General features: G+C 69.4%; 18 protein-coding genes. 9 read left to right on the top strand and 9 right to left on the bottom strand.

Translation table 11 applies throughout. The features are described 5' to 3' along the window. Window positions 1-122 precede the first annotated feature (122 nt). Complete coding sequence (locus QYS60_RS00495) at window positions 123-2,096, top strand: M13 family metallopeptidase (RefSeq protein WP_371382109.1); 1,974 nt, start codon at window positions 123-125, stop codon at window positions 2,094-2,096. Window positions 2,097-2,150: 54 nt separating this feature from the next. On the opposite strand, the gene QYS60_RS00490 is transcribed toward QYS60_RS00495, so the two are convergent. From QYS60_RS00490 to QYS60_RS00480, 3 genes are all read right to left on the bottom strand, one after another. Further along, window positions 2,151-2,861: a M23 family metallopeptidase gene (locus QYS60_RS00490; RefSeq protein WP_371382108.1), complete on the bottom strand. Its 711-nt coding sequence runs from the start codon at window positions 2,859-2,861 to the stop codon at window positions 2,151-2,153. A gap of 390 nt (window positions 2,862-3,251) precedes the next feature. Continuing rightward, window positions 3,252-4,550: a S9 family peptidase gene (locus QYS60_RS00485; RefSeq protein WP_289380590.1), complete on the bottom strand. Its 1,299-nt coding sequence runs from the start codon at window positions 4,548-4,550 to the stop codon at window positions 3,252-3,254. 71 nt (window positions 4,551-4,621) lie between these two features. Continuing rightward, window positions 4,622-5,113: a metallophosphoesterase gene (locus tag QYS60_RS00480; RefSeq protein WP_289380591.1), complete on the bottom strand. Its 492-nt coding sequence runs from the start codon at window positions 5,111-5,113 to the stop codon at window positions 4,622-4,624. Window positions 5,114-5,256: 143 nt separating this feature from the next. Between QYS60_RS00480 and QYS60_RS00475 the strand changes: the two genes are divergently transcribed. Further along, the gene (locus QYS60_RS00475; protein WP_371382107.1) at window positions 5,257-7,023 is read left to right on the top strand and encodes a thiamine pyrophosphate-requiring protein; all 1,767 of its coding nucleotides are present in this window, start codon (window positions 5,257-5,259) and stop codon (window positions 7,021-7,023) included. Between the two features lie 6 nt (window positions 7,024-7,029). Here the strand turns inward: QYS60_RS00475 and QYS60_RS00470 are convergent, their stop codons facing one another. Then, on the bottom strand, window positions 7,030-9,081 hold the full coding sequence (locus tag QYS60_RS00470) for a CocE/NonD family hydrolase (protein WP_371382106.1): 2,052 nt from the start codon (window positions 9,079-9,081) through the stop codon (window positions 7,030-7,032). Then, window positions 9,081-10,367, bottom strand: coding sequence for an acetyl-CoA carboxylase biotin carboxylase subunit family protein (locus QYS60_RS00465; protein ID WP_371382105.1), 1,287 nt, complete (start codon window positions 10,365-10,367; stop codon window positions 9,081-9,083). Before QYS60_RS00465 ends, QYS60_RS00470 begins: the two co-directional genes overlap by 1 nt. Window positions 10,368-10,560: 193 nt before the next feature. Here QYS60_RS00465 and phoU point away from each other — a divergent pair, with 193 nt between their 5' ends. Next, window positions 10,561-11,232, top strand: a complete 672-nt coding sequence (gene phoU, locus QYS60_RS00460; protein ID WP_371382104.1) for a phosphate signaling complex protein PhoU — start codon at window positions 10,561-10,563, stop codon at window positions 11,230-11,232. Here the strand turns inward: phoU and QYS60_RS00455 are convergent. Beyond that, the gene (locus QYS60_RS00455) at window positions 11,183-11,470 is read right to left on the bottom strand and encodes a hypothetical protein (RefSeq protein ID WP_054372498.1); all 288 of its coding nucleotides are present in this window, start codon (window positions 11,468-11,470) and stop codon (window positions 11,183-11,185) included. The genes phoU and QYS60_RS00455 overlap by 50 nt on opposite strands. 98 nt (window positions 11,471-11,568) lie before the next feature. Here QYS60_RS00455 and QYS60_RS00450 point away from each other — a divergent pair, with 98 nt between their 5' ends. Beyond that, on the top strand, window positions 11,569-12,366 hold the full coding sequence (locus QYS60_RS00450; RefSeq protein WP_289380596.1) for an SDR family oxidoreductase: 798 nt from the start codon (window positions 11,569-11,571) through the stop codon (window positions 12,364-12,366). Window positions 12,367-12,368: 2 nt separating this feature from the next. Here the strand turns inward: QYS60_RS00450 and QYS60_RS00445 are convergent, their stop codons facing one another. After that, window positions 12,369-13,796 carry a DUF1254 domain-containing protein gene (locus QYS60_RS00445; protein ID WP_371382103.1) on the bottom strand — a complete coding sequence of 476 codons (1,428 nt, stop codon included), beginning with the start codon at window positions 13,794-13,796 and terminating at the stop codon, window positions 12,369-12,371. 381 nt (window positions 13,797-14,177) lie between these two features. Between QYS60_RS00445 and QYS60_RS00440 the strand changes: the two genes are divergently transcribed. After that, window positions 14,178-14,720, top strand: coding sequence for a DUF2202 domain-containing protein (locus tag QYS60_RS00440; protein WP_371382102.1), 543 nt, complete (start codon window positions 14,178-14,180; stop codon window positions 14,718-14,720). Window positions 14,721-14,807: 87 nt separating this feature from the next. Here the strand turns inward: QYS60_RS00440 and QYS60_RS00435 are convergent, their stop codons facing one another. Further along, window positions 14,808-15,935, bottom strand: coding sequence for a sensor histidine kinase (locus QYS60_RS00435; protein WP_371382101.1), 1,128 nt, complete (start codon window positions 15,933-15,935; stop codon window positions 14,808-14,810). Then, window positions 15,932-16,630 carry a response regulator transcription factor gene (locus QYS60_RS00430; RefSeq protein WP_371382100.1) on the bottom strand — a complete coding sequence of 233 codons (699 nt, stop codon included), beginning with the start codon at window positions 16,628-16,630 and terminating at the stop codon, window positions 15,932-15,934. The genes QYS60_RS00435 and QYS60_RS00430 overlap by 4 nt, the downstream gene beginning before the upstream one ends. Window positions 16,631-16,880: 250 nt before the next feature. Here QYS60_RS00430 and QYS60_RS00425 point away from each other — a divergent pair, with 250 nt between their 5' ends. The 4 genes from QYS60_RS00425 to QYS60_RS00410 all read left to right on the top strand — a co-directional run bounded on the left by QYS60_RS00425 (window position 16,881) and on the right by QYS60_RS00410 (window position 20,045). Next, a complete protein-coding gene (locus tag QYS60_RS00425; protein WP_371382099.1) occupies window positions 16,881-18,227 on the top strand; it encodes an APC family permease in 1,347 nt (448 codons plus the stop codon). A gap of 976 nt (window positions 18,228-19,203) precedes the next feature. Further along, window positions 19,204-19,347, top strand: a complete 144-nt coding sequence (locus tag QYS60_RS00420) for an STAS domain-containing protein (RefSeq protein WP_289380601.1) — start codon at window positions 19,204-19,206, stop codon at window positions 19,345-19,347. A 23-nt stretch (window positions 19,348-19,370) separates the two neighbouring features. Further along, window positions 19,371-19,589, top strand: a complete 219-nt coding sequence (locus QYS60_RS00415; RefSeq protein ID WP_289380602.1) for a hypothetical protein — start codon at window positions 19,371-19,373, stop codon at window positions 19,587-19,589. 24 nt (window positions 19,590-19,613) lie between these two features. Beyond that, complete coding sequence (locus QYS60_RS00410; protein ID WP_371382098.1) at window positions 19,614-20,045, top strand: PRC-barrel domain-containing protein; 432 nt, start codon at window positions 19,614-19,616, stop codon at window positions 20,043-20,045. Window positions 20,046-20,789: the final 744 nt, after the last annotated feature.

Raw genomic sequence — 20,789 nt, 5'->3', positions numbered from 1 at the left:
TCCACGTGTATGTGTGGCTTCGGTCACGGTAACTCGAGCGAGGCGTGTCGCGGGCGGAGACGGCCCGTCACCCGTACGCAGGCCCGTGCCGGGTGCCGGGATTCGGTGTAAGGATGGACGGCATGACCATCGTGGAGCATCCCCGGGCTCGGCACTCGGGCATCGACCTGACCCACCTCGACCAGAGCACCCGAGCACAGGACGATTTGTTCGAACACGTCAACGGCCGCTGGCTCGCCGAACACGTGATCCCCGCCGATCGTGCCCTCGACGGCGCGTTCCGCACCCTGTTCGACAAGGCCGAGGTCGACGTCCGCACCCTCATCGAGGAGGCGGCCGCATCCTCGGCCGAGCCGGGTACCGATGCGCAGCGCATCGGCGACCTGTACGCCAGCTTCATGGACACCGGGGCCGTGGAGGCGGCGGGCCTGGACCCGATCGCCGGCGAACTGGCCGCCGTGGCGGACGCCGCGGACCGGAACGCGCTCGCGGCGGTGCTCGGCCGCTTGCAGCGCGTCGGGATCGGCGGTGCCGTCGGGCACTACGTCGACACCGACGCGAAGAACTCCGCGCGCTACCTGATGCACACGACGCAGTCCGGTCTGGGCCTGCCCGACGAGTCGTACTACCGCGAGGACGGCCACGCGGAGATCCGCGCGCAGTACGTCGCGCACATCGGGCGCATGTTCGAGCTGGCCGGCATCGGGTACGCCCCGCAGCGGGTGCTCGAACTCGAGACCCGCCTGGCGGCCGGGCACTGGGACGTGGTCAAACGGCGCGACGCCGACCTGTCCTACAACCTGGTGACGTTCGAGGCGCTGACGTCCGAGCGACCCGGTTTCGACTGGCGCGGCTGGATCGGCGCACTCGGTGCCACCGAGGAACAGTGGGCCGAGATCGTGGTCCGCCAACCGAGCTTCCTCGACACGTTCGCGCACCTGTGGGCCGAGGCACCCCTCGACGACTGGAAGGCCTGGGCCACCTGGCGGGTCCTGCACTCCCGCGCGCCGTACCTCACCGAGGCGCTGGTCGACGAGAACTTCGCGTTCTACGGCCGCACCCTGACCGGGGCGCAGGAGATCCGCGACCGATGGAAGCGCGGCGTGGCGCTCGTCCAGGACCTGCTCGGCGAGGCCGTCGGCAAGCTGTATGTCGAACGCCACTTCCCGGCCGAGGCCAAGGCCCGCATGCAGCAGCTCGTCGCCAATCTGCAGGAGGCGTACCGCCGCAGCATCGCCGACCTCGAATGGATGAGCCCGCAGACCCGTGAGGCGGCGCTGCGCAAGCTGGAGAAGTTCACGCCGAAGATCGGCTACCCCGACAAGTGGCGCGACTACTCGGCGGTGACCGTCGCCGCGGACGATCTGGTCGGCAACTACCGCAGCGGCTACGCCGCCGAGTACGACCGCGACCTGGCCAAGCTCGGGGGTCCGGTGGACCGCGACGAGTGGTTCATGACGCCGCAGACCGTCAACGCCTACTACAACCCGGGCATGAACGAGATCGTGTTCCCCGCCGCGATCCTGCAACCGCCGTTCTTCGATCTGCACGCCGACGACGCCGCCAACTACGGCGGGATCGGGGCCGTCATCGGGCACGAGATCGGGCACGGCTTCGACGATCAGGGCGCCAAGTACGACGGCGACGGCAATCTCGAGAACTGGTGGACCGACGACGATCGCACCGAGTTCGGTAAGCGCACCGCGGCGCTGATCGCGCAGTACGACGAGTTCGAGCCGAAGGGACTCGCCGGGCACCGCGTCAACGGCAGCTTCACCATCGGCGAGAACATCGGCGATCTCGGCGGGCTGTCCATCGCGCTGAAGGCGTACGAGATCGCGCTCGACGGTGCCGAGGCGCCCGTGATCGACGGCCTCACAGGCCTGCAGCGGGTCTTCTTCGGCTGGGCGCAGGTGTGGCGGACCAAGGTCCGTGACGAGGAGGCGCTGCGCCGGCTCGCCGTGGATCCGCACTCCCCGCCGGAGTTCCGGTGCAACGGGGTGGTGCGCAACATCGACGCCTTCTACGAGGCGTTCGACGTGCACCCCGGCGACGAGTTGTATCTCGACCCCGCGCAGCGCGTGCGGATCTGGTGAGCCGGACGCCGGTGCGCCGCGCCCCCCGACGGGGCGGCGTACCGGCGTCCGAGACTAGGAACGCGAGGACTGCGGTACGGATACCCCGCGCGAGCCGAACCAGGCCAACGGATCCATCTTGGCGCCGCCCGGCTGCCACACCTCGAAGTGCAGGTGCGGACCGGTGGACTGGCCGCGGTTGCCCATCGTGGCGATCACGTCGCCCGCCCGGACCTGCTGGCCGACCGACACGAGCGACTGGTCGATGTGCCCGTAGACGCCGATCGTGCCGTCGTCCTGCTGGATGCGCACCCACAGTCCGAAGCCGGAGGCGGGGCCGGATTCGATGACGGTCCCGTCGGTGACCGACTTGATCGGCGTGCCGATGGCGTTGGCGATGTCGATGCCGTTGTGCGCCGTTCCCCAGCGGGGGCCGAAGCCGGAGGTCAGCGCCCCGATCGTCGGGAAGACGGAGCTCGGGCGGCTCGCGAGTTCGCGCGCGATGCGCTCGGCTTCCTCCCGTGCGATCCGCTCGGCCTCGCGCTGGTGCTCCGCGGCCTCCGCGGCCAGGCGCGCGGTCTCCCGCTCGGCGGCACGCTGCAACTGGTCGACGTACCGGTCGGTGCCGGCGTCCGGGAATTGCAGCACCTGCGGCGCCGTCGAGAGTCCGACCGTCGGCTGCTGCCGCTCGGGGGCGGCCTGGGCCCGGGGCTGCCCGGGTGCCGCCTGGGCCGCGGCGCTGCCGGCCGCGAGCACGGCACCGATCGCCAGGGGAATGGTCAGCAACCGGCGAGCGGGCCGACTCCGGTGCGCACGCCGGTGTGCCCCACGCCGGGGTACTGCGGGTTCGAGTGTTTCGCTGAGGTTGTCACCATCGGGGCGGGCGTACGGGGCCAAACTGCTGTCCTCGACGTTCGAGTAGTCCGTTCGATAACGGATTGGTCACGGTAGAGTCACAGATTAGCGCATGCTTGCGGCTGTGGGTAGCGCGTCCTGCCTGACCGAATGTCACATCCGGTCGGTTCCGCGACCCGAATGTGACATTCGGTCGGAGGAAGCGCAGCCGCGCGCCGGGCAGTCAGCCGCGACAGCAACGGCGGTCGCGGCTGCCCGGGGACCGCGCGGGTGTGGACAGGACACCGCCGCGGGGCCGGCTCCTGCCGGCTGCCACCGCGATCAGCCTTCCGCGGCCCCGCGCGACGACGCGCCGCCCGGAGCCCGGACGCGGTCCGGGTCGACCAGCACCATGTCCAGCCAGTCGAACATCCGCTGATCGGTGAGTGCGCGGCCGAGGGGCTGGCAGTGGAAGTTGGCTCCCTCCGCGGCGGTGAAGGCGACGAGTTCCTTCACCCCCGGCAGCCCCTCGGCGAGCCGGCGGGACTGGCCGGGCCAGAACTGCTCGTCCTCCGGGTCGGTGACCAACATCGGCGTCGTGATCGAGCCGGCGAGGTCGCCGAGCCGGTACTTCAGCACCTCGGTGAGGGTGTCGAAGTACGAGTCCATCCGGCGGTAGGGGCGGGCCCGGAACCGCCAGGTGCGTTCGAGCCGGCCCGACAGCCGCATACCGAAGGCCATGTCCCGGTCGAACTTCTCCCGGTCGCCCTTCTCGAGCAGTTCGATCATGTTCTTCGGCATGTGCGCGAGCCACGATGCGGACACGTCGACCACGCCGGGGTCGGCGACGGCGGCTGCGATCCGGTGCTCGAAGGCCAGTGCGCGCGGAACCCAGTATCCGCCCTGGCTGATCCCGTAGAGCGCGATGCGCGACTCGTCGACCTCCGGGTACGGGAGGAGGAAGTCCACGATCGGGGTGATCACGGCCTCCCAGTCGTGGCGGAACGGCACGCCGCGTTCGAACAGCATGGACTGCTGGCCGGGGCCGTCGAAGAACAGCACGTTGTAGCCGCGCGCCAGGGCACCGGCCCCCGCGGCGGTCCACAGGCTGCTGATCGGTCCGTCGCTGCCGTTGTTCAGGATCAGTGTGGGGCGGGGCTCGCCGATCTCCACACCGAGCGGACGCAGCAGGTAGCCCGGCAGGAAGCCGTCCTCGTAGGGAATGTCGACCTGTTCGGCCGGGTGCGGGGTGGTCTCGACGAACCGGTCCCACGCCGCCCGATGCTGCCGGAACGTCGGCAGCAGCGGGCCGTCGTCGCCCAGCCCGTCGACGGAGTTGACTGCGGTAGCGAAATACGTTGCCGCACGCAGGTATGCGCCTGCGGCACTGACCGCGTGCCCGGTCTCGGCGGAGGCGTCGGCGAGCCGTCGGACGCGATTGCCGAGCGCCACCCAGGCGTCGAACCACTTCTCGGGGTCCTTCTCCCCGATCGGGGCGATGGTGGCGAGCACCTCCCCCACGTCCGCCGCGCCGTGCACGGCCTGCCCGAGCAGGAATCGGACGTCGAAGTCGAGATCCTCGTCGCGATAGAAGCCTGCCGTGAACGCCTGGTGGGGATGCGCGAAGAAGGATGCGGGCATGTGAGCTCCCTCGGGCGGTAGCGGGGCACACCCACCGTACGCCCGAACCGGTCGTTCGGCTCGATTTCCGGTCACAGGCGGTGCAGTACGACCTCGCCCAGTGCACCGCCGGCGACGGTGGCGGTCATGTAGGTGCAGAACGGTTGTCGCCGGCGGTCCGTCGGCGACCCCGGGTTCAGCAGCCGCAGCCCTGTCGCCGTGGTGGTGTCCCACGGGATGTGGCTGTGCCCGAACACCAGGACGTCGGTGTCCGGGTACGCCGCCGACATCCGTCGGTCGCGGCCTGCCGAGGCGCCGGTCTCGTGGACGACGGTGAAGCGCACCTCCTCGAGCGTCACGCGTGCGGTCTCGGGCATCCGGCCTCGCAGCTCGGCACCGTCGTTGTTACCCCAGCACGCGACCAACCGGGCCGCCCGCTCGGACAGGGCGTCGAAGAGCGCGACGTCGACCCAGTCCCCGGCGTGCAGCACCACGTCGGCGCGGTCGACCTCCTTCCACACCCGCGCCGGCAGGTCCCGTGCGCGGACGGGGACGTGGGTGTCGGCCAGCAGCAGCAACCTCATGCGATCAGTGTGCCCGCCAGGTTTTCGCCCCACGGCGAGGTTTCACGCGGCTCCCACCGGGCACCCCGCCCCGAGTACGCGACGAACGAGTACACGACGAACGATGCCCGCGGCGGACGGCGGGCGCCACCGGGAGGAACACCATGGCCAACGTCGCCGACGGGATTGTCGACCGGCTCCGGGCCTGGGGCGTGCGCCGCGTCTTCGGCTACGCCGGCGACGGCATCGACCCGATCCTGGCCGCGCTCGACCGCTCGTCCGAGCACATCGAACTCGTCACGGCCCGGCACGAGGAGATGGCCGCGTTCATGGCAACCAGCCACGCCAAGTACACCGGCGAGGTGGGGGTGTGCCTGGCCACCCAGGGGCCGGGGGCGGTGCATCTGCTGACCGGCCTGTACGACGCCAAACTCGACGGCAAACCGGTGGTGGCGATCGTCGGGCACGTAGTGACGACGGCCCAGGGCAGCGGCTACCAGCAGGAAGTCGCGCTGCCCACGCTGTTCAAGGACGTGTGCGCCCAGTACGTGCAGACCCTCGACACCCCCGAACAACTCGACGCGGTACTCGACAACGCATTCCGCACCGCGCGGGCGACGTCGAGCCCGACGTGCGTGATCGTCCCGCACGACGTGCAGCAGGCGGGCGTCGCCGAGGAGGAGCACACCCACGGCGTGGTTCCCAGCGCCGCGACGGTCGCGGTCCCACAGGTCCTGCCCACCGACGCGGACCTCGACCGGGCCGCCGACCTGCTGAACTCCGGGCAGCGGATCGCGCTGCTCGTCGGCCAGGGCGCCCACGGTGCGGCCCGGGAGGTCGACGAACTCGCGGAGCTGCTCGGCGCGGGTGTGACGACGTCGCTGCTCGGCAAGCCCGTCATCGACGAGTCCCGGGACTGGGCCTGCGGTGTCATGGGGCATCTCGGCACCACCGCCGCGGCGGACCTGACGACCGGTTGCGACACCCTGCTGATCGTGGGCAGCAACGACCCGTGGACGGAGTTCTATCCCGCTCCGGGCCAGGCGCGTGCCGTGCAGATCGACATCGACGCCCGCAACCTCGGCGCCAAGTATCCCGTGGAGGTGCCCCTCGCCGGGGACGCCCGCGAAACCCTGCGCGCCCTGTTGCCACGGCTGCACCGGACCGACCGCCCGTGGCGCCGCGACGTCGAGCAGATGGTCCGGAACTGGCGGCGGATCGCCGCCGCACGATGCACGGAGCCCGCGGACGGGCTCGATCCGCAGGCGGTCGTCGCGGCCCTGTCCGACCACCTCCCCCCGGACGCCCAGGTGGCGGTGGACGTCGGTTCGGTCGTGTACTGGTACGCCCGGTTCCTGCGACTGCCACCGGGAGTGCCGGCACACCTGTCGAGCACCCTCGCCTCGATGGGATCGGCGATGCCGTACGGCCTGGCCGCCAAGCTCGCCCACCCGGACCGCCCGGTGGTCGCGCTGGCCGGGGACGGCGCCATGCAGATGAACGGCATCTCGGAGCTGATCACTCTCGCCCACCGCTGGCGCGACTGGGCCGATCCCCGCTTCGCCGTCCTCGTCCTCGACAACGGAGATCTCACCGAGGTGTCCTGGGAGCAGCGGGAAATGGAGGGCGATGCCCGCATCCCCTCCTCGCAGACCGTCCCGCCCTTCCCCTACGCCGACTACGCCCGCCTGCTCGGTCTCGAGGGCATCCGGATCGATCGGCCCGATGACGTCGACGAGGCGTGGCGTACCGCCCTGAGCGCCGATCGCCCGGTGCTGATCCAGGCGGTCGTCGACCCGGGCACCCCGCTGCTGCCACCGCGTGCCCCCGCGGAGAAGGTGGAGACGATGCTCCGGGCCCTCGAGCGGGAGGGCGCGCACGCGGCGGCACAGCGGCTGCGCCGGCAACGCGAGCAGGAAGCAGCCAACTGACGGCGGTCAGACGAGGTTCCGCGGAATGCGGCGGTGCCAGTTCTGCGAATGGACTCGATTCTCCACCGGCCGCGGGTCGACGTCCGGGTTCCCCAATTCGAACGCGTCCAGGCGGGCGTCGATGACGAATTCGTCTGCTGTGCACCGCAGCACCGTGTTCGTCGTGATCTCGGTGCGCCAGTCGCCGCGTTCGAGGCGGCGCACGGTCCTCGTCTCGCCCCGCACGGAATCGACGTCGTTGCCTCGGAAGCTGAACCACTCGGTGGTGGCGCGGCGGACCGTCGTGCCGACGTCGTCGAGCAGGATCGTGCCCTGATCGTTCTCGATCTCGAGGGTGGAGACCCCGGTCGCCAGGTCGCGTTCGACCTTCCAGTGGTGCCGGCCCGGTTCCAGGTGCGTCGCGGGTGCCTCCGGAGCAGCCTCGGGGGGACCGAACGCACGTAGTCTCTCGTCGTCCCCGGGACGCTGTGGGCGGTGGGGAAGCGTCAGGGTGCTGGTTCCCGTATTCACCGTCAGCATCACAGGTTCCGGCGACGGCCACGCCAGCGGCCAGTACGACGAGGACACGGACAACCGGATGCGATGGCCGGCGGGGAACGAGTGGGCCATTCCGTTGAGCGGCACCCGCACACGGTACGTCCGGCCCGGGTCGAGGGGTTGCGGGTCGCCGCTGCCGTCGCGGTGGGTGAGATTCAGCAGGCCGTAGGTGACGCGGGTGGCCTCGCCGTCCGGCGCCACATCCGACAGACGCGCCGCCACCATCGCATTGGGTCGGTCCGCCGACACGTCCAACTCGAGCGTCGGCAGCCCGAACACCTCGAAAGTGTCGTCGAGCGGTTCGGTCTCGAACACCAGCGAACCGCCGTCGTCCTCCCGCTGATCGCCCGGCAGGTCCGGTGTCGCGGCATACGAGGCCCACTTGCCGGCGAACATGCCCACACTGAGCGGCGACTGCAGCCGGATCCGGTGGTGGTCGGCTTCCTCAGCAGGCTTGTCGGACAACGAATGCCGCGTCAGAGTGTAACGCAGGTCCTCGATGTTCGGGGACGGCCAGCACGGTTCCGACACCCAGCGACCGGGCCGGTCCGCGTACGTCGGCTGCGGCGGGATGCTGTCCTGCATCCAGGCCCGCAACACCGGCTCGTCCATGATTCCGGTGTCGCGGCCCTTGAGCCAGTGGTCCCACCAGCGGACGAGTTCCTGCAGGAACCCGATCGCCGGCCCGGGCACGCCCAGGTGCGGATACCTGTGCCCCCACGGGCCGATCAGACCGAGACGCGGAACGTGCAGATGTTCGAGCAGCCGGAAGATCGCGTTGGTGTAGCCGTCCGCCCAGCCGCCGACCGCGAGCACCGGACACTCCACGTCCCCGTAGTTCTCGTTCACCGACGCCCGCTTCCAGTAGTCGTCGCGGTGCTGATGCTCGAGCCACTTCTCGATCCACAATCCGCTGCCGGACAGGCGCTCGTGCCACATCTCCCGCCACCGGTCACCGACGATCGCCGGATCCGGGGGCAGGCTGTTGAACGCGAACATCACCGTCGCCTCGGACAGATTGTCCGAGAGCAGGCATCCGCCCATGTAGTGCATGTTGTCGACGTACAGATCCTCGGTGGCGGAGGCGCTGACGATCGCCTTGAGCGCCGGCGGGCGGCGGGCGGCCACCTGCAGACTGTTGAACCCGCCCCACGAGATACCCATCATGCCGACATTGCCGTCGCACCAGGGCTGTTCGGCGAGCCATGCGATGACATCGCAGGCGTCGTCGTGTTCGGCGGCCAGATACTCGTCGGCGAGTACCCCGTCGGAGTCTCCGCTGCCGCGCATGTCCACACGCACGGACACGTAGCCGTGCCCGGCGAGATAGGGGTGGTTGAGAGCATCCCGCGCCCGGGTCAGGTCCCGCTTCCGATACGGGATGTACTCGAGCACCGCCGGGACCGGTTCGTCGGTGACCGGGCGCCACATCCGGGCGGCCAGGCGCGCGCCGTCGCGCATGGGAACGAACACGTTCTCGACGTCTCGCACCTCGTACGGGAACGACTCGACCGTGTGCACTAGGCGGCCTCCTCGAATTCGAAGGGCAGTGCCTCGAGGCAGTCGCGATAACGCTGCTCCAGTTCGTCATGACCGGAAGCGCCGAGGTAGAGAGTGGCGAGCTTGTACCGGTAGGCGTCCTGGTTGGGTAGGTCGGACAGCCGGGAGCCGGGCTGTACGTCGATCCGCACGACCGTACCGGGGAAACGTGCCTGCAGCGCGGCGATCTCACTCTCACTCGGGACGCGGGTGACGATGCCGTCGTCGTAGCGGGGCACCATGCACTGGGCCGCCACCGCGAATTCGCCCTTCCGCTGCGGCATCCGCGGCCGGCGGCCGAGAGCGACGTCGATCGCCACCGCGTGATTGGACGCTCCGTCCACCTTCGCGAACAGGTCGCTGTGCGACTGCGAGATGCGGGTGTTCACCTCGATGAGCCACAGCTTGCCCGTCTCGGCGTCCCAGATGAATTCGGAGTTGAAGCAACCGTTGTCGTAGCCGGTGTGCCGCAGATAACGCTCGGTGACGTCGATCATCTGCTGCTGCACCTCGGGCGGGACGGTGCGCGCGGGGTAGTCGAGGTGATCGAAGCTGTGGCCGGACTCGTCCTTGCGCATGTCGAACACGCCGTGCACTCCGAACTCTCCCTGGAAGATCGACCCTTCGGGCGCTGCCTGCGTGCCGGTGACGATCTGTTCGGCCAGGCAGGTGCGAGCGCCCGCGGCGCGCGCCTCCACCGGGATGTCCACGTGAGTCAGCGCCTGGTCGAAGGGACTCGCGATGCGGCCGATCTCCTCTCGGATGCGTGCGGTCGCGGAGGCGAACTCCTCGGCGTTCGACACTTCGAAGCCCAGCTGAGACGAGTGCGCCTTGATCGGCTTGACCCAGAACGGGAACGGGATGTCGATCTTGTCGAGTGCCTCCGGATCGAAGGGATCGAACGCGTCGAAAGCCGGCACACACTCGGGCACGACCTCACGCTGCAGGATGCGGCTCCACAGCTTGTGTTCACTGCGGATCACACTCTCCAGGCTCGGCGACGGCAGGCCGCGTGCGGCCGCGAGAACAGGCACGAGCACGCTGGTCGGAAAGTCCCAGTGGGCGATGATCGCGTCGACACTGCCCTCGAACGAATCGAGCTCCTTGTCCGCTCTCTCGAGCAATGTGTCGAAGTCGAAGCTCTCGGCGGAGACCAGCGACTCGTAGTCGAGCAATCCGTGGAGAGTGAAGCCTTCGGGAATCTCGATGGTGCCGAGCTCTCCGCGCTGCAGATCGGTCAGTCCAGGTACGAAAATGTTCTCAGTCATCGTGAACTGGCTATCCCCGTCGGGTCGCAACGAAACCTCGGCCGTCCGGTCGGACCGTATTGCGGGGATTGCCGGACTGTGTGTGCCGCGGCCGGGTATTGCGGGGGAAACTCGTCGATGGGGGTATACCGGAGGTCATCTCCGGGTATGCCTTCCTGACGGCAACGGAGGACAGCGCAGTGGATCGGTACACATGAGGGCAACGTTCGATCAACAATTACGCGACCTCACCGGTCAGCTCCAGGGCCTCGCCGAACTCGCCGCGAGGGCGCTGGAGCTGTCGACACGTGCGTTGCTCGACGGCGACGTCGCAGCAGCCGAGGAAGCGCTCGATCTCGGCGAGGACATCGACACCTTGCACACCGAGTGCAGCGAGCGGGCCGTGGCGATCCTGGCGTTGCAGCATCCGGTCGCCGGGGATCTGCGGTTCGTGTTCTCCGCGGTGCGCATGAGCAGCGATCTGGCGCGTATGGGCCAGCTCGCCCTGCACATCGCGCGCGCAGCCCGGCGTCGCACCCCCGGCGAGCTCGTCCCCGATCAGGTCCGGGGCGACATCACCCGGATGGGCGAACTCACGGCCACGATGGTCCGCGCCCTGTGCGATGCCTTCCGTGAGCCGAAGCTGGAGCTGGCCGCACAGATCCGGAGCACCGACGCGGAACTCGACCTCGTCCACGCCCGCGTCCTCGGGACCCTGCGGGATCCGGCCTGGACGCACGGCGTGACCCCCGCCGTCGACCTCGCCCTGGTGGCTCGCTTCTACGAACGCTTCGGAGACCAGGCCGTGGACGTGGCCGAACGGGTCGTCTTCCTGATCACCGGACGTCGCCCCGACGGCGATCCAGCTCTACCCGGGCGGCCCTGAGGATGTGCCCGGGCCGGTCCGGGTTCACGGTCCGTTCGAGGTCGGCGACGAACTCCTCCACACGCTCCGTGGGCCAGGATTCCAGCCCTCGGCCCGTGCGCTCGGGGTAAGCGGCGTGGACGACGTCGAGGATCCGGTGCGCCAGCCGGCTCGCGTCTTCCACGTCGAGACGGTGGGTCGTGCCGTTCAGGGTGACGTCCAGCCCGTCGCCGGTGTCGGTCACGGCAAAGGTGGTCATGTGTGCCTCCTGTGCTCCCCAGGCGTGAGGGTACTCGAGACGACCACCCGCGACCACCGACGGCGTGTCAGCGGCCGACGACTGGGTACTCGCCGGACATGAGCATTCCTGCACACGAGCGGCTCGCGATCGTCACCGGTGCCGATTCGGGAATCGGCAAGGCCACGGCCGAGACGCTGGCCTCGGAAGGATTCGACGTGGGCATCACGTTCCACACCGACGAAGCCGGCGCCCGCAGCACCCGGGACGGGATCGAGGAGCGCGGCCAGCGCTGTTTCGTCGTCCGCCAGGATCTGACCAGCCCGGACACCGCCGACGTCGTCGACACGCTCGCCGAGAAGCTCGGCGGTCTGGGTGTTCTGGTCAACAACGCCGGAACCGGGCACATGGACCGAGTTCTCGACCTCGGCTACGAGACGTGGCGCGAGGTGCTCGCGACCGACCTCGACGGCCCGTTCCTGTGCGCTCAGCGCGCGGCTCGCCGGATGATCGCCGGTGGCCGCGGGGGCCGGATCATCAACGTCACGAGCGTGCACGAGCACATCCCCCGACTCGGGGCCGCCGCCTACTGCAGCGCCAAGGCCGGCCTGGGCATGCTCACCAAGTGCCTCGCGCTCGAGTTGAGCCGGCACGGGATCCTCGTCAATGCGATTGCGCCCGGCGAGATCTCGACCCCGATGACGGGCATGGACGAGTCACAGGCGTACCACGAGGACCGTCCCGGCAATCCGGTCGGCCGGCCCGGGCACGTCCACGAAGTCGCCTCGGCCATCGCATTTCTCGCATCGCCACGCTCGTCGTACCTCACGGGCGGCTCGATTCCCGTCGACGGCGGGCTGATGCTCATGGCCGCGCACGGTCACGACATGGCCGAGGAAGCCTGGCGCGAGATCTGACGTCACACCGGCTCGATGTCCGGTAGCCGCCACGTCCTGTCGAACCACGGTTCGAGAGGACCGTACAACCGGAACATGGCCCACCAGCTCTTGCCGGGCACGGTCTGGATCCAGTTGTGGCCGCCCTCGGGTGGCTCGGGGCCGAAGTGGATGTCGACGGAGCCGTCGTCGTTCGGGGTGAAATCCCGGTCCTGGCTCGTCACCGACGGCCACTCCTGCCCGGTCTGCAGCATCGACCGGGTCTGGGTGTCGTAGACGAGGACGGACCAGAAATTGGCGGCCGGAACATCGGCGGGAACGCGGAGCCGGTAGGTCCGGCCGCCGTCGAACGGGTTGCCGTCGGTGTCGACGCAGGCAACGACGTATTGGGACCCGGCGCCGATCTTCTCGACGTCCTCTGCCGGACTCACGCCGGTGACCGAGAAGTTGAACTGCACGGCAGCGTCGAGCAGGGCGACCCCGTCTTCTTCGAACCGATGGCCACCGAGGAAGAATGCGCGCCAGGTGCTGCCCGGGTAGCGGTAGGCCTCCGGCTGCCGGAACCGGTAGGTGAGGGCGCGACCGGTGGCGTCACCCACCGCGGCTGCCTCGGTCAGAATCGCCCGCATGCGCTCGGCCGGGTCGAACGGCCTGCCGCGCCGGATGCCGATCGAGGCGAAGAATCCCAGGGTGAGCGGATCGGACGATTCGGGCGGTTCGGACTGCACCACCTCGTCGAGCATTTCCCACGCCCGGAAGTCGGCGGGCGGGACGCCGACCATCGGTTCCGGCGACACGTTCACGAACCGCATGGACGGTGGACGGTCGGCGAGCGCGAGGGGATAGGCCCGGGTCTTGTCCTTGATGACCTCGACGGCGGGATGGGGATCGCCGTGCTCGTCGAGGAAGCCGCGAACGAACATCGCCATGCCGAAGCCCTTGGTACGCACCACGAAGTAGCCGTCGGGAACCTCACCGTCGTAGCCCGGAGGCAGCAGCAGGTAGGCGCCGCCCTCGCCCTTGTCGGGTCCGGACAGGCCGACGTCGGCCACCCAACGCCCCCAGCTGTCGTCGATCGCGCCCAGCACACCGGGCGGCGCCTCGATCACGAGCGGACCGTCGTGCAGGTCGATCCAGATGGCGGTGTAGGAGGTGCTCGTGTTCGCCGTGAGCCAGACGGTGCACGGATGCATCAGGTCTTCGAAGACGTACGCCGTCGAGTTCACCGGCCCCTGCTCCAGGAGCGCCCTGCGCATCGCCATCATGTTCAGCGCGGGCAGCGCCAGCAGGTACGCCTGGACGGCGCGCTGGGAGTCCAAATTGTCGAACAACGTCCGGACCGTCGCATCGTCCGGAAAGCCGTCGAAGAATCGCAAGGTCCCCAACCGGGTGCGAACCGCGTCGGGCGACTCGATGCCGGCAGGGATGGGGGTCGCAGTCGTCTTTGTCATCGTCAGCCTCCTCGTCACGATGCCCGACTCCGACGCTACGAATCCCCACACCGGCCCTCAAGGGCCGAAAGCCCGTAGTTCGCCCCCGAGGATCGGCGTCCTGTGACGCCGCAGCGTTGGCAGTCGAGCTCGTGGCCTGTGCCCGGATCCGAGGCTGCCGCGAGGAGGCGCGTCGGGTGCTCTCACACAAGCTTCACATTTCGGAACGGGAACTCTTCACCGACGGTGCGTTGACTCGGTGTGGAGAGAAAGGTGGTGCCGGTGATGAACACACGGCGTAGGACTGTGGCCGCACTCGCGGCAGGAGCGGCGATCGGAATCGCCGGATTCGGAACGGCCGTTGCGACAGCCCAAGCACCCGAAGGCAATACGAGTGGCAGTGTGCTGTCCACCCAGGAGCAGTCCGATCTGGTGGCGATGCGGGAGGAGGAACGGCTGGCACGAGATCTGTACCAGCAGTTCGCGCAGAAGTGGGGGGTGCAGATCTTCGAGCGCATCTCCGTCAGTGAACAGCGTCACTACGATGCCGTCGGCGGTCTGCTCGGCCGGTACGGTGTGAGCGATCCGTCGGCCGGGCTTGCGGTGGGAGCCTACGCAGACCCGCAGCTGCAGGACGCCTACGACGGTTGGCTGGCCCGGGGTTCGACCTCCGTCGAGGAGGCGTACGCGGTCGGGGCCGAGCTCGAGGCTGCCGATGTCGATGGACTGTCCACTGCGATCGAGGTCAGTGACGAAGACGCGATCGACCGCGTGTACGGCAACCTGCGCACCGGTTCCGAGCATCACCTACAGGCGTTCCGCGCTGCCCAGGCCGGCGAGGAACTGCCCGGCGGGCAGGGACAGGGACAGGGACAGAAGCAGAATCACGGACAGGGACAGGGACAGGGACAGGGACACGGCCGGGGGCCGCAGCACTCGGAGTAGCCGGGCAGCCGGCTCGCTGCCGAAGCGCAGGCCGTCGGTGCACCCGGAACCTGCGGCATGCGGGCCGGCCTACTCGGACGCCCAGCGTCAGCGTCCGACCGGATGGTCGCGTCGCGTAGGCAATCGAAGCGTGAACCGTGATCCGTGGCCGCGGCCGGGCGACTCGGCGGACAGGTCACCGCCGTGGGCGCGGGCGATTCCCCGGCTGATGGTCAGACCGATGCCGGAACCTGGATCGTGCTCATGCCGGCGCCGGGACGGAACACGGTAGAACCGCTCGAAGATCCGTTCCACATCGTCAGGCTCGAGTCCCTCGCCGGTATCGGTGACGGTCACTGTGGCGACGTCTCGACCGGGGGTGACGTCGATGCTCACCCCGCCGGTCTCCGTGGCGGCCAGAGCGTTGCCGAGCAGATTGGTCAGCACCTGCGTGATCCGGTCGGCGTCTGCCCACACCACGACCGGGCGGGACGGCGGGAGCACGGTCACGGTCAGGCCGGCGTCGTCGAACTGCGGACGCAGTCGGCTCGCGACCTGGGCGACCAGCTCGTACAGGTCGACCTCGACCGGATGCAGGTCCAGCCGACCCTCCTCCGCCCGGGACAGGGTGGACAGATCGTCGGCGAGCCTGCGCAGCCGGCCCACCTCGGCTTCGATCCGGACCAGCTCTGCCGGCGCGAATACACCGTCGAGGACACCCTCGGCGTAGCCGTCGATCACGGTCAGCGGGGTGCGCATCTCGTGCGCCACCTCCGACAGCAGTTGGACTCGACGGGCTTCCGTGTCGGCGAGTCGAACAGCGAGATCGTTGACGTCGCCGGCGACCGCGGCGAGTTCGGCCTCCGGTGGCACCGGGATACGGTGCCGGTAGTCACCGGTGGCGATCGCCCGGGTTCCCGACCGCACCGCACGCAGTGACCGCAGCAGGCGGCGGGACGCCAACAGGCCCAGTGCCGCGGCCGTGACCACTCCGGCGAGCACCCCGAGCAGCAATGACGTCGTCACGGCATCGGACACGATCTCACGCAACGGAGACGACGCGTTTGCGCGGTTGCGGCCGTTGCCGGGGCCGGTCGCGCGCTCGTCGAACAACGCCGGTGCCGCGGCACGGACGACGGCGAAGGTGACGAGCGCTCCGACCACTGCCACCAGCACGTGAGAGACGAACAGTCGCATCGTCAGGCTCGGCGCCGGGAGCCGGAGACCGCGGTTCACCGGTCGACCTCGCCCGTGGCCACGAACTTGTAGCCGACCCCGCGGACGGTCCCGATGAAACGGGGGGCGGTGGCGTCGTCGCCGAGCGCCCGGCGGATGCTGCGGATGTGCACGTCCACGACCCGTTCGTCGCCGAAGAAGTCGCCGCCCCAAACCTTTTCGAGCAGTTGCCGTCGCGAGTACACCCGGCCCGGAGCCTGTGTCAGGGCCAGGAGCAGATCGAACTCGAGCGCAGACAGCTCCACGGGGCTGCTGTCGACCGTCACCTCCCGGGTCTCGGGGTCGATGGTCAGACCGGGGGCCACTACCCGGGAGGGCGCCCCGTCGGCGCCCCGGGCGCGGCGCAGGACGGCACGGACGCGGGCGGCGACCTCGCGAGGCGCGAACGGTTTGGTGATGTAGTCGTCGGCGCCGACCGCCAGTCCCACCAGCTTGTCGACCTCCTCGGCACGTGCGGTGACCAGCACGACGTACACATCGGAGAAGCCGCGGATCCTACGCAGCACTTCGAGGCCGTCGAGGTCGGGAAGGCGGATGTCGAGCAACACCAGGTCTGGACGGCGGGACTGTACCGATGTCAACGCTTGCGAGCCCGTAGCAGCTTCGATGACGTCGTAGCCGTCCGCCTCCAGATAGCCGCGCAGCACACGACGGATGTGAGGTTCGTCGTCGACGACGAGGACGCTGCGGGGCACAGTTTCCCCTTTCGATCCGACGGACCGGTCCGACCGGGCGTCCGGACAGCTGTGGACAGGAAGGTCCGTCGAGGTGTTCGACGGGCAGACCGAGGGTAATCCAGCCGTGCAGTTTTCCGTGGAGTTGCCGTCGCACGCTCGGTTCCCGGAGCGTGCGCCGATGTGTGCGACGGCGGTTCGGTGTCGGGCTCGCGCACCGGTCGCTCCGAGTCCACGGTGACGGCTGTGGACATGAGACGAGGTGGAGCAGATGCTGTCGGACACCGAGCAGAAGAAGAAGTTGTCGCTGACCGGATCGGTCGCGCTGGGGACCGGGGTGATGATCGGCGCGGGCATCTTCGCGCTGATCGGACAGGTGGCGGAGCTGGCCGGGTCCTGGGTGCCGTGGGCGTTCGTCGCGGGTGCGCTGGTGGTGACGTTCAGTGCCTACTCGTATGTGCGGTATTCGAGCACCAATCCGTCCTCGGGTGGGATCGCGATGATCCTGAAAGCCGCGTACGGCCCCGGTGTGGTGGCCGGATCGTTCTCGTTGTTCATGTACGTGTCGATGATCCTGGCCGAGAGCCTGCTGGCCCGGACCTTCGGCACGTACCTGCTGCGCCCGTTCGGGATGCAGGGCTCAGCCGTGTGGGTGCCGGTCCTGGCGGTGGTGGCAATCGTCGCCGCGACGGTGGTCAACATGGTCGGCAACCGATGGGTGGAAGGATCGGCGACGGCGACCGCCGCAATCAAGATCGTCGGCATCGGGGCACTGGCGGTGGCCGGGATTGCCGCCACCGGCGTGTCGGCATTCTCGCGGCTGGTCACCGGGGGTGCGGATGCGACGCCGCCGGAGGGTGGATTGCTCGGCTTCCTGGCCGGTATCGCCCTATGCATCCTGGCGTACAAAGGCTTCACCACGATCACCAATCAGGGTGACGATCTACGCGATCCCCGGCGCAACATCGCGCGCTCGATCGTGATCGCGATCGCGCTGTGCACGGTGCTCTACCTCCTGCTGACCGTCGCGGTCACCGGGAGCCTGTCGGTGCCGGAGATCGTCGCCGCCCGCGACTACGCACTGGCCGAGGCTGCCGAGCCGCTGTTCGGGTCCTGGGGTGTGTGGCTGACAGTGGCGGTGGCGGTGGTTGCGACGTTGTCCGGCTTGGTGGCGAGCCTGTTCTCCGTGTCCCGGCTGTACGACATGTTGCGACAGATGGGCCAGGTGCCAGGGTTGCCGGGGTCGGTGAATCGGCAGTCGCTGCTGATCACGGCAGCGTTGGCGCTGGTGACGGCGACGGTGTTCGATCTGAGTCAGATCGCGTCGCTCGGGGCGATGCTGTACCTGTCGATGGACATCGCCATTCACTGGGGCATGGTCCGTCGTCTGCGCGACGAGGTGGAATTCGCAATCTGGGTCCCGGCGGTGGCGATCGCGCTCGATGTGCTCGTGCTCGTGCCCTTCGTGATCATGAAGGTGCGCACGGATCTGTTCACGGTGGTCGTCACCGCGGTGGTGGCCGCAGTCGTCTTCGCGAGCCAATGGGTGATGGTGCGCCGCCGCGGTGGGGAGGTCGATCGGCAGTCGTCGGACGGGCGCCGGTCGCAGAAGCAGTGAGACCGCCCGCGGGTGGGTGGTTTCAGTTGACGGTGGGGCGGGGCGGCGGCGGTTCGCCGGGGGTCCAGACGTCGAAGGACACGTCGAAGGCCACCGAGCCGCCGGATCACCGTCGGGGTCGGCGAAGCCGGCGGAGACGAAGTTGCCGCCGGGTGAGTGTCCGGGCTCGCCCGGGGTCTCGCCGGTGGTCAGCGGCGCCGGCGAGCCGGTGAAGACCGACGGGAGGCCGGTGGTGGACTCGGGTGGCTCGTTGTCGGTGGTGCAGCCGGCCGCGGCCAGGACCGCCGCCCCGGCGAGCAGGGCGGCCCCACGGCGCCGCGAGCTCCGGGCGCGCGGTGTCGGTTCCCGGGTGCAGGGACGAATGGGGGCGGGGTGCGGCTCGGTCATGGTTGTTCTCCTGCCCCTCGAAGGGTGCGCCGCTGTGCAGGGAATGCAACGAACCGGGCCCTCGGACAGTCGGGGTGAGCAGTGGAGGTGTCGCGCCGAACGTGTCGTGCGCCCGGCTCGGGCGACGCGCATGTTCCCGCCGTACCCGCACCCCGCGGCCACAAACGAGGTGGGGCATCTCGGCGGCGCCGCATCCCGCGGCCGGGACCCATGGGCAATGCTCGACCCGCGCATTGCAATCGCATAACCATGCCGTGCTGCGCCGTACTCTGCCTTGACGCGGCGCGGGGCGCTATTAGCGTGGAGGACAGATCGATCCGACCTGCACCCTCGATCTCCGGCCGCCCCGGGCCGCGTCTGCTCGCCTGCCTTCGGCGTGGGCACGATGGTCCCCGAGCCGGCCGCACGAACGGAATGCCGTAATGACCAGCAACCCGTCCTTTGCACCCGCCCCACCCCCGGCCGGGCCCTCATTGTCGGCGCCGCCACCGTCCTCGGCTGCCGCCACCGTCCTCGGCGCCGGCAGCCCGACCGCGCGTCGGCTCCAGCCTTGCAGGTCCACCTCGATCCCTGCCCCGACGGTCCGCTCGTGCCGACCGTGCGCGGGGACATCGACCTCGCCACCGCACCCCCGCTCGAGCCCCATCTGAGCCGGGCGAGCGCCGAGGGCACCGATATGGTGCTGGACCTGACGGGGGTGTCGTTCCTCGGGTGCGTCGGCACCCGAACCTGACCACCCGGGAAGGAGAAGACGATATGCGCACCCGAAACCGCCTGTCCGGCCTGATCGGTGTGCTGGTGCTGATCTGGCTGGCCATCGGCGCCGTCGCGGCCGGGCAACGCGGCTACTTCGACGACGCCTCGACCAACTGCGCCAGCGTCGGCACCATTGCCGTCACCGTCGTGGCCGGACCGTCGAACTACGCCGGGGTGAACCCGAGCGTCGACTGCGAATACCCCCAACCCAGCTCGTAGGGGAGGACCCGGAAAGGAAGACTCATGGCAGCCCAGGACCGGCCCGTCCAGCCCATCCTGATCGATCTCGACGACACCGACCTGACCCTGGTCGATCCCGGTGACGACATCCGCGGCCGCGCCGTGTACGACCGCGACGGCGACGAGATCGGCACCGTCGACGGGCTGCTCGTCGACGAACAGGACCGCACCGTACGGTTGCTGAGAATCGGATCCGGCGGCTTCCTCGGCCTCGGCAAGACCGACCGGCTCGTCCCGGTCGACGCCGTCGCGCGCATCGATTCCGGTGCGGTCCATCTCGACCGCACCCGCGGTCATGTCGCCGACAGCTCGCCCTACGATCCGGAACTGGTCCACGCGCCGCAGTTCTACGCCGACCTGTACGGCTACTACGGATACCGCCCGTTCTGGGGACCGGGAGACATTCCCCCGCCCGTCTCCCCACACATCCGATGAGCGACCACCCGCCCCGACCACTTTTCGTCCCACCGGCGACCGGCCCGCACACCAACTCGGCACCCCGCCGTGCGCAGCCGCCCGACCCCGACCCCGATGGGCTTCCATGACCGACACGAACGCATACCTGTCCGCACCCGCGACGACCAGCACCGAATGGACCAAGCACCATCTGGCCCGGATGGACTCGGAGCCCCCGGCTCCGGTATCCGGCCCCGGCTGCGCACACCCGCCGGGGGGAACACCGCAGCCGGCGGAGCCCCTTCCCGCCCCGACGCCCCTTGAAGGCCCTGTCCCGCTACCGGATCGACCCGGGCAGGGTGCCCCGCTGCCCAGCCCTGCCCCGTCCGAACGGAACCGACGTATGCCGCCTCGGCGTTCGGGTGGTGCACTGGCCATGACTGATTCCTCGTCCGCGTCGTCCGCGCAACCACTCGGCGCTGTCACCGGTATCGGCGTGCGCCCGATCAGCACGCCGCTGCCGCTGGGGTTTCTCGGTCTGTGCGTGGCCACCTTCTACTTCGCCGGTCTGCAGCCGGGGGCACCGTCCGAGCAAGGCGCGGTGGCAGAGCACGGCCGGATGGATCGGGGTGCTGCTGGCGACGATGAGCGAGTATGCCGCGCTCGCGTTCGAACTCGGAGGAGTGGACAAGCGTGCGGTGCTGCCGCTGTGGGGCGCAACGACGCCGCCACAGCGATGAACAGGGACGCGGCCGCCCATCTCACCGACCTCACGCGGAAGCC

Origin of the sequence: Rhodococcus sp. GXMU-t2271 (assembly GCF_041414735.1) — a bacterium.
In the GTDB taxonomy this organism is placed as follows: Bacteria; Actinomycetota; Actinomycetes; order Mycobacteriales; family Mycobacteriaceae; genus Rhodococcus; species Rhodococcus indonesiensis.
Note: the sequence above shows the minus strand (reverse complement) of the source record. Positions and strands in the feature narration are given on the sequence as shown.

Excerpts from the sequence above, each read along its gene's own strand:
- QYS60_RS00410 (WP_371382098.1), top strand. The coding sequence starts at position 19,614 with ATGGCAGCCCAGGACCGGCCCGTCCAGCCCATCCTGATCGATCTCGAC.
- QYS60_RS00455 (WP_054372498.1), bottom strand. The coding sequence starts at position 11,470 with ATGACCACCTTTGCCGTGACCGACACCGGCGACGGGCTGGACGTCACC.
- phoU (WP_371382104.1), top strand. The coding sequence starts at position 10,561 with ATGAGGGCAACGTTCGATCAACAATTACGCGACCTCACCGGTCAGCTC.
- QYS60_RS00475 (WP_371382107.1), top strand. The coding sequence starts at position 5,257 with ATGGCCAACGTCGCCGACGGGATTGTCGACCGGCTCCGGGCCTGGGGC.
- QYS60_RS00495 (WP_371382109.1), top strand. The coding sequence starts at position 123 with ATGACCATCGTGGAGCATCCCCGGGCTCGGCACTCGGGCATCGACCTG.
- QYS60_RS00485 (WP_289380590.1), bottom strand. The coding sequence starts at position 4,550 with ATGCCCGCATCCTTCTTCGCGCATCCCCACCAGGCGTTCACGGCAGGC.
- QYS60_RS00480 (WP_289380591.1), bottom strand. The coding sequence starts at position 5,113 with ATGAGGTTGCTGCTGCTGGCCGACACCCACGTCCCCGTCCGCGCACGG.
- QYS60_RS00465 (WP_371382105.1), bottom strand. The coding sequence starts at position 10,367 with ATGACTGAGAACATTTTCGTACCTGGACTGACCGATCTGCAGCGCGGA.
- QYS60_RS00445 (WP_371382103.1), bottom strand. The coding sequence starts at position 13,796 with ATGACAAAGACGACTGCGACCCCCATCCCTGCCGGCATCGAGTCGCCC.
- QYS60_RS00415 (WP_289380602.1), top strand. The coding sequence starts at position 19,371 with ATGCGCACCCGAAACCGCCTGTCCGGCCTGATCGGTGTGCTGGTGCTG.
- QYS60_RS00450 (WP_289380596.1), top strand. The coding sequence starts at position 11,569 with ATGAGCATTCCTGCACACGAGCGGCTCGCGATCGTCACCGGTGCCGAT.
- QYS60_RS00425 (WP_371382099.1), top strand. The coding sequence starts at position 16,881 with ATGCTGTCGGACACCGAGCAGAAGAAGAAGTTGTCGCTGACCGGATCG.